Origin of the sequence: Vibrio sp. A2-1, from assembly GCF_021728355.1 — a bacterium.
In the GTDB taxonomy this organism is placed as follows: Bacteria; Pseudomonadota; Gammaproteobacteria; order Enterobacterales; family Vibrionaceae; genus Vibrio; species Vibrio splendidus_K.
Window position 1 is genome coordinate 1,248,310 of record NZ_JAKKCO010000001.1, and the last position, 14,376, is coordinate 1,262,685.

Annotated in this window: 16 protein-coding genes; 8 read left to right on the top strand and 8 right to left on the bottom strand. The window is 43.3% G+C overall.

Annotation, left to right across the window (positions count from 1 at the left end):
• Window positions 1-256 precede the first annotated feature (256 nt).
• The 4 genes from ulaR to L3V33_RS05230 all read left to right on the top strand — a co-directional run bounded on the left by ulaR (window position 257) and on the right by L3V33_RS05230 (window position 3,544).
• Window positions 257-1,012: an HTH-type transcriptional regulator UlaR gene (gene ulaR / locus L3V33_RS05215; RefSeq protein ID WP_237289589.1), complete on the top strand. Its 756-nt coding sequence runs from the start codon at window positions 257-259 to the stop codon at window positions 1,010-1,012.
• Window positions 1,013-1,132: 120 nt separating this feature from the next.
• Window positions 1,133-2,200, top strand: a complete 1,068-nt coding sequence (gene ulaG / locus L3V33_RS05220) for an L-ascorbate 6-phosphate lactonase (RefSeq protein ID WP_017072609.1) — start codon at window positions 1,133-1,135, stop codon at window positions 2,198-2,200.
• Between the two features lie 65 nt (window positions 2,201-2,265).
• A complete protein-coding gene (locus tag L3V33_RS05225; RefSeq protein WP_237289591.1) occupies window positions 2,266-2,508 on the top strand; it encodes a hypothetical protein in 243 nt (80 codons plus the stop codon).
• A gap of 136 nt (window positions 2,509-2,644) precedes the next feature.
• Window positions 2,645-3,544, top strand: coding sequence for a GyrI-like domain-containing protein (locus L3V33_RS05230; protein WP_171307557.1), 900 nt, complete (start codon window positions 2,645-2,647; stop codon window positions 3,542-3,544).
• A 292-nt stretch (window positions 3,545-3,836) separates the two neighbouring features.
• Here the strand turns inward: L3V33_RS05230 and L3V33_RS05235 are convergent, their stop codons facing one another.
• The 4 genes from L3V33_RS05235 to L3V33_RS05250 all read right to left on the bottom strand — a co-directional run bounded on the left by L3V33_RS05235 (window position 3,837) and on the right by L3V33_RS05250 (window position 6,004).
• Window positions 3,837-4,136: a hypothetical protein gene (locus tag L3V33_RS05235; protein ID WP_237289593.1), complete on the bottom strand. Its 300-nt coding sequence runs from the start codon at window positions 4,134-4,136 to the stop codon at window positions 3,837-3,839.
• Window positions 4,137-4,186: 50 nt separating this feature from the next.
• Entirely contained in the window at window positions 4,187-4,525 is a 339-nt protein-coding gene (locus L3V33_RS05240; protein ID WP_054545890.1) for a hypothetical protein, read from the bottom strand.
• A gap of 198 nt (window positions 4,526-4,723) precedes the next feature.
• Entirely contained in the window at window positions 4,724-5,698 is a 975-nt protein-coding gene (locus L3V33_RS05245; RefSeq protein ID WP_237289595.1) for a Gfo/Idh/MocA family oxidoreductase, read from the bottom strand.
• Window positions 5,699-5,701: 3 nt separating this feature from the next.
• Window positions 5,702-6,004, bottom strand: coding sequence for an antibiotic biosynthesis monooxygenase (locus L3V33_RS05250; RefSeq protein WP_237289597.1), 303 nt, complete (start codon window positions 6,002-6,004; stop codon window positions 5,702-5,704).
• Between the two features lie 106 nt (window positions 6,005-6,110).
• On the opposite strand from L3V33_RS05250, the gene L3V33_RS05255 reads away from it, so the two are divergent.
• The gene (locus L3V33_RS05255) at window positions 6,111-7,049 is read left to right on the top strand and encodes a LysR substrate-binding domain-containing protein (RefSeq protein WP_237289599.1); all 939 of its coding nucleotides are present in this window, start codon (window positions 6,111-6,113) and stop codon (window positions 7,047-7,049) included.
• Between the two features lie 65 nt (window positions 7,050-7,114).
• On the opposite strand, the gene L3V33_RS05260 is transcribed toward L3V33_RS05255, so the two are convergent.
• From L3V33_RS05260 to L3V33_RS05270, 3 genes are all read right to left on the bottom strand, one after another.
• Complete coding sequence (locus L3V33_RS05260) at window positions 7,115-8,308, bottom strand: crosslink repair DNA glycosylase YcaQ family protein (RefSeq protein ID WP_237289601.1); 1,194 nt, start codon at window positions 8,306-8,308, stop codon at window positions 7,115-7,117.
• 34 nt (window positions 8,309-8,342) lie between these two features.
• Complete coding sequence (locus tag L3V33_RS05265) at window positions 8,343-8,990, bottom strand: DsbA family oxidoreductase (protein ID WP_237289603.1); 648 nt, start codon at window positions 8,988-8,990, stop codon at window positions 8,343-8,345.
• A gap of 179 nt (window positions 8,991-9,169) precedes the next feature.
• Window positions 9,170-9,967: a Cof-type HAD-IIB family hydrolase gene (locus L3V33_RS05270; protein WP_146455032.1), complete on the bottom strand. Its 798-nt coding sequence runs from the start codon at window positions 9,965-9,967 to the stop codon at window positions 9,170-9,172.
• A gap of 296 nt (window positions 9,968-10,263) precedes the next feature.
• On the opposite strand from L3V33_RS05270, the gene L3V33_RS05275 reads away from it, so the two are divergent.
• From L3V33_RS05275 to L3V33_RS05285, 3 genes are read left to right on the top strand one after another with little or no spacing between them, the layout of a single operon-like run.
• Window positions 10,264-11,670: a CHASE2 domain-containing protein gene (locus L3V33_RS05275; RefSeq protein ID WP_237289605.1), complete on the top strand. Its 1,407-nt coding sequence runs from the start codon at window positions 10,264-10,266 to the stop codon at window positions 11,668-11,670.
• Between the two features lie 31 nt (window positions 11,671-11,701).
• Entirely contained in the window at window positions 11,702-12,079 is a 378-nt protein-coding gene (locus L3V33_RS05280; RefSeq protein WP_237289607.1) for a hypothetical protein, read from the top strand.
• Window positions 12,079-13,707: a M48 family metallopeptidase gene (locus tag L3V33_RS05285; RefSeq protein WP_237289609.1), complete on the top strand. Its 1,629-nt coding sequence runs from the start codon at window positions 12,079-12,081 to the stop codon at window positions 13,705-13,707. The genes L3V33_RS05280 and L3V33_RS05285 overlap by 1 nt, the downstream gene beginning before the upstream one ends.
• A 51-nt stretch (window positions 13,708-13,758) precedes the next feature.
• Here the strand turns inward: L3V33_RS05285 and L3V33_RS05290 are convergent, their stop codons facing one another.
• Window positions 13,759-14,310 carry a TetR/AcrR family transcriptional regulator gene (locus L3V33_RS05290; RefSeq protein ID WP_237289611.1) on the bottom strand — a complete coding sequence of 184 codons (552 nt, stop codon included), beginning with the start codon at window positions 14,308-14,310 and terminating at the stop codon, window positions 13,759-13,761.
• Window positions 14,311-14,376 lie beyond the last annotated feature (66 nt).

Below are 14,376 nucleotides of genomic sequence, written 5' to 3' on the forward strand. Positions count from 1 at the left end.
ATCAAAAGTAATCATTCAATGCTCACTTGTGATTACTTTGATTTATATCAATTAACCACACCCAGAATGTGCCTAATTGAGCTTGGGATCACACACAAAAACATCAATATCAATAAAATCAGCAACTTATAAAACATTGTGATTGAAGTCTGATTTTTATAGCGATGTAGTTTGACAATCACGACGGTGATTATTAGAATCAAAACAAATCAAAAGTAATCATCAAATTGTCACAACGACATAAAGAGTGATAAAAATGAATGAAGTACAAAGACATAACGGCATCTTGTCGCTATTAGAAGATATGCAGACGATTAACGTCTCACATATCATTGATAGATTTAGTGTTTCACCTGCTACCGCCAGACGTGATATCGCTAAACTGGATGAAGTTGGCAGGCTGAGAAAAGTTCGAAATGGTGCAGAACGAGTAGAGACTCAAAAGAGAAAATGGTCACCACTCAATATCAACAGCACTGAGTTCTATGAAGAGAAAGCGGAGATTGCACAAGCAGCCGCTGGGCTGTGTGACGCTGGCGATACAATCGTGATCAACTGCGGCTCTACTGCTTTTCTACTGGGCCAGCAATTATGTGGCGATGACGTTCAAATCGTAACGAACTACTTCCCACTCGCAAGCTATTTGATCAACGAAGATCATGACGATGTCATCATCATTGGCGGTCAATACAATAAAGCACAGAACATCTTTCTAAACCCATCCCCTAATTCATTAGGTGGCTACGCTGGAAACTGGATGTTTACCTCAGGCAAGGGCTTAACTGACGCAGGGCTGTATAAAGCTGACATGTTAACGGCTGTGGCCGAACAACAAATGCTAGAACAGGTCGATAAACTTGTTGTCGTGGTCGACAGTTCAAAAGTTGGCCAACGTACTGGAATGCTATTTTGCAACACCAAACAAATAGACATAGTCATCACAGGCAAAAACGCTAATCCAGAAGTCGTAAAACAGATTGAAGCTCAAGGGACGCAAGTCATCCTAGTTTAAATCACAGGGCAAACTAGCCCACAAATAATAATAAATTCAGCTCAGTGCCTTAATCCAAATTAAGGCGCTCGGCTCCCTACATCCAAAATTAATCAAATTAGTGAAATAAAAGGTATTATCATGAGCAATGTAAACGAAATCACTCGCGAGTCTTGGATCCTAAATACATTCCCTGAGTGGGGTACATGGTTAAATGAAGAGATTGAACAAACAGTCGTGCAACCTAATACGTTTTCTATGTGGTGGCTTGGTTGTACAGGTATTTGGCTAAAATCAGAAGGTGGCGCAAACCTATCAATGGACTTCTGGTGTGGTACTGGTAAAAAAACTCAAGCAGTTCAAAAAATGAAAAACCAGCACCAAATGATGCGAATGGGTGGCGTTGAGGCACTTCAACCTAACCTACGAACTGCAATCTTCCCATTGGACCCTTTCGCTATTAAAGAGATCGATGCAGTTATGGCATCTCACGATCACGGCGATCATATTGATATCAACGTTGCGGCAGCCGTTCTACAAAACTGTGGCGATCACGTTAAATTCATTGGTCCTAAAGCGTGTGTAGATTTATGGATGAAATGGGGTGTGCCAGAAGATCGTTGTGTTATCGCGAAAGTTGGCGACGAGATTAAGATCAAAGACGTGAACATCAAAGTTCTAGACGCATTCGACCGTACTGCACTTGTGACACTGCCTGAAGGCACTTCTTCTTTAGATACCGAGATCTTAGGCGGCATGGACGACCGTGCAGTGAACTACTTAGTTGAAACGACAGGCGGTTCTGTTTACCACTCTGGTGATTCACACTACTCAAACTACTACGCTAAACACGGTAACGACCACAAGATCGATGTGGCTTTGCTTTCTTACGGCGAGAACCCACGTGGCGTGACTGACAAAATGACGTCTTCAGACATTTTACGTGCCGCTGAATCTTTGGATTGTGAAGTCGTGGTTCCTTTCCACCACGATATCTGGGCTAACTTCCAAAACGACCCACGTGAAATTGAAATGCTTTGGAACATGAAGAAAGAGCGTCTCCAATACGGCTTCGCACCTTTCTTCTGGCAAGTCGGTGGTCGATACACTTACCCAACAGACAAAGGCCGTATGCACTACCAGCACTTCCGTGGCTTTGCTGATATCTTCAAAAATGACCCAGAACTGCCATACCGCGCATTCTTGTAATTAAACAACCAACAAAAGAGGGAGCATGAGCTCCCTTTTCTTTATCTAACTAAAATGGAATTTTTATGTTGTTGCGTGAATTTAAACATCACTTCAAACGTGGTGATCTAGAGTCAGCCGTCGCCATTAACTCTCCAAATAATGATGGTTATTATCTAATGGTTCGAAGCAGTAAGTGGGGAGTAAATAGTTTCTTAGAGTCTGACAGAAAGCTGAAACCAAGAGTGTTCAAAACCCAACAAGCTCTGCTTAATGCTGCAAGATCAATTGGCTTCAATCATCAATCAGTCGATATGCAAAACCTCTAGAGCTTTCTGAACCTCAAGTTCATCACATGATCCCCTTTGTCCATCTCACCTTTATACTGTGAATATTGCAACTCTGTTTGGATAGGTTAGGCTCTCTGTCTAATACCAAAACAAGGCCAGACAGGCGAGCAAAGCAATGAAAGTTGACTATCACAAACGGCTGATTCCCGTTATCCGTTATCTAGAAAAACGCTTTAATGAGCCATTAAACCTGCCAGAGGTAGCGGCGTTAGCCAACTTTTCACCCTACCATTTTCATCGTACTTTTAAGGCCGTTCAAGGCGAGACCCTTGCTGATTTCATCAGACGATTGAGACTCGAAGCGGCAGCCAATGATCTTTTCAAATCCAAACAACCTATTATTAACGTCGCATTGGATTATGGCTTTTCATCGTCTCAGAGCTTTGCCAAGGCATTCAAACAACATTTCGGTGTTACGCCTAGTGCCTTTCGTGATTGCGAAGATTACCAAGCGTTCAGCGAGTTAACTCGAAATAGCAAGATTGGACACTCATTGCGCAAGAATGGAAACGATGCAACTGACGGCAATTCATATACTAACTCCGAACTTTCAACATGGAGTATGACAATGAAAACACAACAATTTGAAGCATCGAAACTGGCGTATGTACGAGTGACTGGCCCCTATGGACAAGGTTATGAAGAGCCAAGCGGTCGTCTTTATCAATGGGCAGAAATGAAAGGACTAGCGAGTAATAGTTGCATCTTTATCTATCATGACAATCCAGAAATCACTCCAACAGATAAGTGCCGAACAGACATCTGCTTGATGGTTTCAGACGACACTGAAGTGCCAAGTGGGATCGAATTAAAAGATTTTCCCGGTGGGCAATATGCGGTGATGAGACAAACGATCACCGAAGTCGGTCAATATGCAAAAGCATGGGATGATTTAATGAGTAACGTCATTGAATCCGGCATTGAAACCGAAGACCGACCTTGTTTTGAGCTCTACCACAGCTACGATCCGCAAACTCACCATTCAGACGTCAGCTTCTGTACTGCAATTAAGTAACAAGAGTAAATACAATAACAAAGCCTACTTCGCGTAGGCTTTCGTCTCTTTAGAGCGCTTTCCAACAGCTTTGTTACGTAATTAGGTTGGAGATAGAGCCGGCCTGTTTCGAAGATTTTTAGTCAATAAATGAGAATAAATACTAGTAGACACCAGTAATGTCATAGCCCAAACGGATTTGGACCATGATAATCAAAATGAGCGGGATACAAACTGGAGGTAAGCTAAATTTTGCCTTACCATTTCCACCTAACGGTTAAGACAGTTCAAAGCGAACCCCTTACTGATTTCATCAATCGCTTGAGGCTCGAAGCACTTTCCTAACTCGTACAATAAAAAACATCACCACACACGCGATATAGAGCTTACCTACCCATAGGCCGATATTGATCAGCTGAGTTTCTTGCTTAATTAAACGTTGATACTCAGTATCAGAGAGGTAAGGATCGTCAAAGGGGACAACGTTAATCCCCCACACAAACCAAACAAACCAAACGACACTTCCTGCGAGCAGCCATAAGGCTAATATTAAAAGTTGCTCGAACACACCTAGCAGTGTGTTCTTGTTAAGCGATATTTGAGCTTTTTTCATTTCACGACCTTTTTATCACAACACAGGGGGGCTCTAAAGAAGTAAGAGTACTAAAGCCTTTTATTCCACTTCCCTTGATGGTCACGGTCGCAATTCTCTTGTGTATCGAAGCTCACGTGCTTATCGATATTCTTCAGTTGAATTCCAACCTGATTGAACGCTTGTTGGATAGCGCCAGAGGCACTCTGTTGACCTTCGTCATTTAAGAAGTTCGTTCTATCTTGGTTGGTATCGAATACGCAGACGATTTTTAGGCTCTGTGGAAAAGAAGAGAAATTGACCGTATGAGTCACCCATAGAAAACCATCGTAGCTTTTCAACGTGCCTTCACAAACGTCAGTTAGCACGTCTCTGATCTGGTTTTCGGTCTTCTTATCTGATTTACGCATGAAGTAAGCATCCTATTTAACACCTTAAAAAATAAGGTTTTTCGGTCAATATTGTCTTAACCGACATTGGACACTGTGGCGGTTTCAAATGCAAAGTATTTATTGGGAGAGTCGACTGGAAGATATAGAGGAAACGCCTCCTGCTTGATCACTGACGAGACAATCAAACATGAGGCTAATATAGAATTTACGAAGATGTTAGCTCGCCGCTTGTTCCCAATCGGTCAATAGCTTCATTATTACGCGCGAGTCTTGATGAGTCGCCATCGGTGCAGCAAGTTGTGTGTCACCTCGCTCAACTGCTTGGCGAATATTACGCACTTGATAGTGGAAGCCGTCGCCTTGCGCTTCGACTTTCACTTCGCGTGTCGATGTTTCATAGATCTCAACCGTGAATGCGTTTTCGTCAGCCGGTAACCATGGGTTGGTTTCGAGAGTGATGCAGCCTTTGCTGCCTAGAATCGTGAAGCCATGCTTTAAGCCGTGGTCTTCTGCGGTATGGATTTGTGCGGTAAAACGGTCATTGAAGCGCATCAGCGCCGACGATTCACAAATATTGCCATCTTGACCTCGTCGACCGATTGCTGAGATCTGCACATCATCAAACACACTCTCACCAAATTGCTGTTGCGCGACAGAGTGGATCAGAGACATTGGATAACAACCCAGATTATACAATGCGCCTTTGCTCGCAGGGTTCACGAACTGGTCAATCGCCGCAACATAAGACCCTTGAATAGAGCGCACCTCACCAATCTCACCGGTTGCCAACTCTTGATGAAGCTTGGCGATAAGCAGGTGGTTTAGATACATCAAACCTTCAGCGAAGAACACACCGGACGCTTTGACAGCTTGCAGAGCTTGTTCGGTTTTTTCCATATCAACCGACAACGACTTTTCACACAGAATCGCTTTGCCTTTTTGAGCGGCTTTAATAACGTATTCGTGGTGAACATGGTTTGGTAGAGCAATGTAGATGATGTCGACTGACTCATCTTCAATCAAAGCTTCATAGCTGTTGAAGGTCAATGTTGGCTGGTACTGCGCCGCAAACTCATTGAGTGTTTTCTCTGTGCGTCCAGCGACGGCATACAGCTCACTTTTAGCATCGCCTTTAATCGCATCGGCCATTACGCCTGAGATAAAGCTGGTTCCTAGGATTCCCCATTTCATGGTTTATTTCTCCTGCTTCTGAGTTTCGAACGCTTGAACCAACTCGGTAATGTCACGCTCAATAAACGCTTGGGTATGAGGCATACCAAAGTGCTGATTAATCGCTTCACGGTTTGCGTATTGCTCAAGCAAAATCACACGGGCGCTTTGGTTTTGATCATAAGTTGCTATCGCCTGTAGGCAGCCCGGCTCGCTCTGCATGTCTAGGCAAAACTGCTCGATAGCTTCAACCGCAGCCTCACGTTCAATGTTGGTTTTGATCTTAAGTTCGGCAGTCACAAAGATGGTTTCGTTTGTTTGAGGCATTTCACGCTCTTATTTTAGTTAATTATCGGTTTGCCATTAATATAATTAACCCCTAATAATTGATAAACTCACCTTTTGTTTATTATTTATCAACTGAGAGTGTTTAATGGATAAGTTAACCAGCATGAAGGTCTTCGTTTACGTAGTGGAGCAAGGCAGCTTTCGCAGCGCCGCCAACCACTTCAACCTGTCGGCAACCATGATCAGTAAACATGTCCACCACCTTGAAACTAGCCTTAACTCTCAACTGATTCATCGCACTACGCGCAAGCAGTCTTTAACCGATTCAGGTCAGCTTTATTATCGAGAATGTAAACGAATTCTTGAAGACATCAGCAATGCTGAAAACCTCATTCAAACCTTAGAAAACCAACCTCAAGGCACGGTAAAAATAAACTGCCCGGTCACCTATGGAAACAAGGTGCTTGCCCCGATTGTGGCTAAGTTCCTCGCGCATCACCCAACGATTAATGTCGAACTCGTGCTGAACAACGACCTTGTCGATCCTTATTCATCCGATATTGATTTGATTGTGCGAATCGGTGACCTGTCTGATTCCAGTTTAGTCGCCAGATACTTAGGGGGTTATGAGATGTGCTACTGCGCGGCTCCTGAGTACCTTAACCAACATGCTGAGATTCGTGTGTTGGAAGACCTTGCACAACACCCATCGCTTGGATTCAGCTATAGCAGTCGTCGTGATGTGAGTGGTCGAGATGCACAAGCGCGGGGTGCGCAAAGCAGTGAATCGCAACTCCTAGCCCCTCAGAACCACCAAGCAACGCATAGCGCGGTGAATAAAGGGCAAGTACGTTTGATGTCGAACAATGGGGATGTATTGCGATATGCCGCCCTGCAAGGCGTGGGCGTGTTATTACAGCCGACTATCTTAGTCGCAGAAGAGATAGAGCGTGGAATGCTATTGGAAATATTGCCCGGCATGGCACCGTTACCCAAACCGATTCACTTACTCTACAAAACTAAGCAACTGTCATTGAAGAACAGAACCTTTGTCGAATTCTTGTTAGCCACTCTTTCTGAGTAACTAAGCGCTGACGAATTAACAAGGAGACTTTTAAGTAACTAATAGTTTCCGACTCAACAAAACTGCTAGACTGTTTGCCAATGGCTCATCAAGCGCTTGCCAAGATCAGAGGGCGTGGTGTTATGGACGATCATCTCATCACATTGGTTGAACACCATGAAGTGTTTTAGCTCATTGCATAAAGCATGAACCAACGACTCATGGTTTTTAATTCGCTCTTCCACAACCAAGTTACGGATATTGAGCAAACCACTCTTCCTATCAACTTTACAATCCATTCGAGCCACCAGCTCACCTTGCCACAGAATCGGTAAGCTAAAATAACCAAACTGACGCTTAGCTTCAGGTACATAACACTCAAGAAGGTAATCAAAGTTGAACAGTGATTGCATTCGCTTACGTTGAATCAACAGATTGTCGAACGGAGACAGTATCTTTAACTTGGTTCTAGAAAGAGGTTGATTCAATAGTTCGAAAGCATCCGGCAACACATAATAATCCGAGCCTTGAATATCTACTTTCATCAACTGCTTATCTTCAAGCATCTGCTGGAGTGTTGTCTGAATCAGAGGTTTTGTGTTCTTGAGTAGATAGCTCATTTCCGACGCTATTCCCACACCATTAGCTTCTAAATAACGCGTAATTAGATGCTCGATGTACTCTTGTTCCGTTGGTTCTGAGGTATCAATACTACTCAGCAAAACTCGTTCAGTTAGGTCATACACCTTATGGAAGTTCACTCGGCTCGGCACCATTAAGTCACCTTGCATAAACAAAGTTTCTAGTGCCTGTTTGGCAGGTTTACCGCCCCATCCGCCGGGGTTTGGTCTATCCCCCTCAAAGTCTTTCGCCATTAATGGCCCTTCGCTCTCAATACGTTTGAGAACATGTGCCATCAGTGCGTCGTCTTTTTTATACCAATGCTTAAGCTTACCGCTTGCGAATCCATTCTTTCGATGCAGGCTGAAGCGGTAGTCGCGCATGGGTAAATACGCGGCAGCGTGCGACCAATACTCAAACACTTCTCGACGCTCTAACAGCTTATCCAGATGGTTAAGTTGGTAGTCTTGATTGCGATTCCACAGCGTATGATGGTGAGCTCGCTGAATCACAGAAATGGTATCAATTTGCACATACCCAAGGTTTTCAATCGCAGACAGCGTGTTCGCCAAGGCACCCCCATTGCGTTGCTTTTTAGGCGGTAATTTTTGCGAAAGCAGTACAATCTTTTGCGCTTGAGCGAGTGACAATGATTCCATGAAGTTCAGACTCTAATTGATACCAATGATCGGCTTATGATTCAGCAATAAGCTCTTGAAAGATTTGCTTGTACGTTTCCACCGTCTGAGCGCCGGTTACCGCACTTTTACGATTGAATACCACGGTAGGAACCGCTGAGATCCCCATGCGTTGCCATTCAAACTCTTGGGCTTCGATTTTCTTTACATTATCGGCGTTCTTTAAGCGCTTCAACGCTTTGTTAGAATCCAAACCAACCGCTTCAAGTTCTTGGGCGATGACCCCTAAGTCAGCAAGATCTTTCTCTTCTGTAAAGTGGGCATTAAAGAAGCGTAGCTTTAACTCAGTCTGTTTACCGTGCGCTAGTGCAAAATCGAGAAGTACATGTAGATGACGTGAATTGACCATTCTCATGTTGTCGTAGAAATTGAAATCGAACCCTACCACTTGGCCACGAGCAGCCAGTTGCTCACGCGAACTTTGGCTCTCTTCCGCACTAGAGCCGTATTTTCTCATGATATGGTCACGTAGGTTTTCACCTTCTTGTGGCATATCAGGGTTAAGCTCAAACGGCTGCCATTCAAGTTCAATTTGCTCTGCTAAGCCAAGCTCAGTAATAGCTTGTTCTAAGTTTTTGTAACCGACCACGCACCATGGGCACATTACGTCAGAAATAACATCAAGTTGAAGTTTGTTGCTCATAATCATTCCAAATATCGTTGCTAAGGCGTATCCAATTCAAAGTGAATACCCACTTTCTAATTAGACTACAACAAGCTGAACACTCGTTCAAATTAAACTCGATACCCCAGTAACCAACAAAAAAGCCAACTCCTATTACCGAGTTGGCTTTCATAAATATCGGACTGAGCTTAACCGCGTTACGCTAGCAGCTTCTCTAGCACTTGGTACACACCAGCATCTACGTTACTCGGAGCACCAAAACGAGCGATCTCTTTCAGTTTTGGATGTGCGTTTTCCATCGCGTAAGAGTGGTAGCTCTCTTTAAGCATTTCTAAGTCATTGAGGTAATCACCAAAACTCATGGTCTGTTCGTAAGTGAAACCTAATGTGCTTTGTAGATGCTTAATCGCCGCACCTTTTGACGCTTCAGCGTTCATCACATCCAACCAAATTTTTGCACTCACAACCACTTGGTAGTTCTCACCGAATTTGGCATCAATAGTTGGGCTCACTTTCTCTTGTGAACCGTCGAAGTGACAGATAGCCACCTTGATGAAATCGTCTTCTACCGCCAGTAAGTCTTCTACTTGCTCACGGCGATGGTAGTACTTAGAGATCTCCGCTAAAGCACGCTCATCTTTAGTTTCAATGTATGCCGATTTCTTACCACAAAGCACCACATGTGCACCCTCAATAGAACGCGCTTCTTTGATGATGTCTTTGATGGCATCAGTATCAAGTAAGCAGCTGTAGAGCTCTTGGCCTCTGTGCATCACTAATGTGCCGTTTTCAGCAACGAACATCATGCGATCTTTTAGCGGGGAAAAGGTTTCCATCAAGCTGTAGTACTGGCGGCCCGATGCCGCAGCAAAAATGATGTCTTGAGCTTCTAGTCGCTCATAAAGATTGAAGAATTCTGGGTCTAACTTTCCGTGTTCATTAAGCAGAGTGCCGTCCATATCAGCAGCGATAAATTTGATGTTCTGTTGTGGCATTTCAGGGCTTACCTTAAATTATTGTTTTATACCTGCCTCCGCAGATTAAGATCAAAAGTATATCTTAATACCTAACTCGATTTCTTGTCCCGAACGCATATTTAAATTGATGAATAAATCAATACCCATCTTGAAAAGTGAGACTTATCGCTAACTTACTGTTTCATTTATAAATACCAATTTCATTTGTGATATTGCTCCCATAAAACACAACTCTACAGTGCTATTTTTTTAAAAAAATTTGCAACCAGTTGTTTACCAACAAATCACCTATGGATTATCGACGGCCAACATTCATGTCCTTTAGTTTAGAAATTTTTTGTAAAGCGTTAGTCACCACAGCTCTCATACTTCTCGTTTTTATCGTTGACCCGTTGGGCATCCGAAATTCAGCAGAAGACCATTACGAAGATCATATACTTAGACTCTGGTCACCGTTTTTTAGCCAAACCGTTTCTGATGAAATTGTAGTAGTGTTGATTGATGATCAATACATAGACGCAACCAAGACCTACCCGGTGAGCTATCGAAATCTTGCACGACTACTCAAAACCATTTCTCGTTTCGAACCCGATTCAATGTTCTACGACATTCTTCAACACCACGAGCACTCAGATAACCTAAACCGTTGGTTACAAACACTCGATAACCAAAAATTTCCCATTTTTATGGCCAGTAATACCACTTATGACACTGAACAAAGACTTAATGATCCGGAATCATTGAGACACAAAATAGCAAATGTCGCACAACTGGCAGCAGTATCTTGGAGTGGTGAAGGACGCTACTACCCGTTGTCTGTCCCATGGAATGATAAGACAATGAACACCGTTGCAGCTGCGATGTACCAAGACTGGTGTACACGAGATAAACAGTGCGATACCACAACTATCGGCAATATGGATGACGCTGTCATTGTTCAATGGAGTAACAAACACGCTAGTAAGCAGGAGTCATTTTTTCCACTTGGGTTTGACTGTGGGGAACATACCAACCAGTTACAACAGTTAAAAGAGTTACTTGTCGTAAGCCTTACTCAAGGCATACAAGATCAAAATGATGTCGATGCTACACTCAGAAAACGCTGTCCGCCTTTTCTCACCATAGCGGCATCGAAGCTCAGCGCTCCTGGATCTGCAGGTTCTCGTGAACTAAAACAAGCGATTCAAGGGAAAATGGTATTGGTTGGCTATCATGTTACTGGTGGGGTTGACCTCGTAGTTTCGCCGGTCCATGGCACGCTTCCAGGCGTCTATTTTCATGCTATGGCACTCGATAACTTAGTAACGCTCAATGGCGAGTACTGGCGATCACCCGCCGATACAGGTCTATTCAATTTGAGCATTGCAGACATGGTCGAGATATCGGTGCAAACCATAGTTCTGTTTCTTGTTATTTGGTTTCGTTTCAATTTTTTAGAGCAACAAGAAAACCAGCATTTCAATGAACAACAAAAACTATGGGGCGCTTTCGTGCCCATACTTATTATCATCGCGGTCATCGGCATTTCAGTGGCGGTCTCCCATTTCGTGCTCAATGTGGGAGCTCCAAACTGGTACGGGTTAATCCTAATTATTTTTATCGATCTACCCATCTTTTTTTTCTTCATTTTTGAAGCTTTCAGACCAAAACTCCAAACTTATAAGGAAAGGGTCTGTCTATTCGCAAAAAACACAAAACATAAATTAAGAAAGACACAATAAACAACAAACATTCAGTAAATAAGGAACATTTATGAAATCGTTATCAACGTTAGTTTTAGGCTTAGGTATTGGTCTCGTACCATCAGTTGTGATGGCTCAAGAACAAATCAAGGTTATCGATTTTTTAGTCGACAACGTTTGGGTTTGTGATAAAAACAATGACTGTGCAGATGTACCAAAGAACACTCTGCCCGACCCAAAGAAAAACGGCTTAGTGGTTGAAAACTATGACCAAGAAGAGCAAATGATCATGGTAAAAATCAATGGCCAAGAAAAATGGTTTGACCAGATTGAAGTGCAATTGAATAAGACAGCTGTGGCAAGTGTAGTATGTAGTACCCAAAAGATCAGTGCAAAAAGCGACAGTGGCACATATGCAACACTGGGGCTTGGTGAGGGCTGTAACTAATGAAAAAACTACTTTGGATCGCCGCACCTTTTTTGATCTCAGGTTGTGCTGTTGACAGCATCAACAATTTAATGAGCAGTAAATATGAGTCCTTCGATGGCAGATTTATTGACCAACATCTTGCTGAAACTAACGCACCAGAAAAGAGCACATCAGCAAGCAATACGGCTGCTAGCAAAGAATTTCAAAACATTGTCAATACTCGAGCTGCCGCTGATAAGGACCTGATTGCTAACCCATACGTCAATAAATATTTGGAAGGCATTTTAGCCAAGATCGTCAAGGAGTGGGGCAAGCCTATCGATAAAGACATAACGATATTAGTCTCGTCCGATCGCAACTACTCTGCATATGCAACACCTAATACAATTGTGATTACCCAGGGCGTATTAGCAGACGCTGATTCTGAAGATGAGCTCGCGTTTATTATTGCCCATGAACTCTCCCACATCTTGTTAGAACACAATGAGACCAATGAGTATTTTGCTAAACAAAGCGCCTTAGTTAGTAAAACTGCCAATATAGCCATGAGCACAGCGCTTATCACGGATATGAAGGCAGAGAAAACCGTCAACGGCTATAAGGTTGCAAGCCAGAATAAGAGTTCCACCAAGAACCTGATTCAAGACTCTTATCGAGCGGGGTTGACCATCAATCGATTAAGCCGTGATGTAATAAGCTCTTCGATGAGCCGCAGCGACGAAGATGAAGCCGACCTACTTGGTATGGATCTACTGGTTAAGGCAGGATACAGCCCAAGAGCATTTTCACCTGTACTCGAGCGGCTGGATAGCAGCCAAAACCACACTGCTGCGCAACTGAAAGAGAAGAAGAAAGAATTCCAAAGCTTCGTTACCCTTGCCAGTGATGCGGGAAAACACTTATCCAGTGACAATAAATGGAGCAACCTGGGTTACTTAGCAGCAAACGAAGCTGGTACACAACTGCTACAAAGTTTCTCAGCCCGACATGCCTCTCCGATGGATCGTAAGAAAGACATGTCAGCGTACGTAAAACGTGAATATCGCACAGAGCGGAAAAAACACCTTTCAACTGTCGAATTCGAAAAAGTTGTGAAAACGGGTAAGGGGAAACAGATTCAAGAGAACTATTGGTATGCATCGGAAGCATTCAAAGCATTGGAGTTTGGCGATATAAAAACCGCTGAGAAACTCGCGAGAAAATCCGTAACGGGCCCAACCAAGCACCATGCTTACCCAAGACTTGCATTCTATGGTGTCCGAAAAATGCAGAATTTAGATTCCAAAGCATTACAAAACTTGGCGCTTATTAAAAACTGGGATTACGCCTCTATCCAAACCTTTACCCTCGCGGCACAATCTTATCGAGATCAGAAAAAACCACAGAGCTCACTCAAGCTTCTTGCGAAAGGCGAGCAAGTCATCGGTACCCAAGTACCATTCTTGCCTGAATACATCGCAGCTCATAAAGCATTAGGCAACAACACACAAGTAGCCGAGCTTCTTACCCAATGCCAAACGCTAAGTGAAAGTAATATCGTTGCGCAATGTCATAGTAATGCGGGTATTCCACTTCCAAAATCTAGTGAATCAAATAACGGTATAATGGACTCGTTCAGCTCACTGACCAATTTGGTTGAGCTGTAATTCACGTCGGCACCAGTAAGGACGCTTCTTACTGGTGTCATTTTAATGGAATCACTTGCAAAAGCCCGATAACTCAAACCAAGTTCGGTGATAATAAGACTTATCCGATTCTAAACTTTGGAACTCAGACCTTACAATCAGCCCTTCTAAAAATACCATCATCACTTCCGAGCGAACTAGATAGTCCTCGACTCCTGTTGATTCAATCGTACGTATTAATAGCTGCTTCAGCCAATATTTATGTTTTTTAGCTAGAGCAGAAATATCTCTGTCGGATTCTTTAAATTCGGCCAAGGCGTGCATGAACATGCAGCCTTTGAAGTCAGGTTGCTCAAACCAAGCAAAGTGCCAATCCAGTAATGCATTTAGCTGACTCTGTGAGCCAGAAACCGATGCCAGTGCCACTTCTAAACTCGATTCAAAACGCTGGTGACGCCTTTCCAACACAGCTTCAATCAACTTAGTTTTTGACCCAAAGTGACGGTACATCGATGTCTTAGAAACCGCAGCCTCATCTCGGATCCTATCTACGCCAACGGCGGTATACCCAAATTGGTTAAACAAAGATTCGGCTACATCCAAGATCAGTGCTTTCTTACTCATGCCTATTACTCTTTCAAATCGGGAAAAATTTGATGCTGCTAAATTTACAGCGACTAAATTACCTGT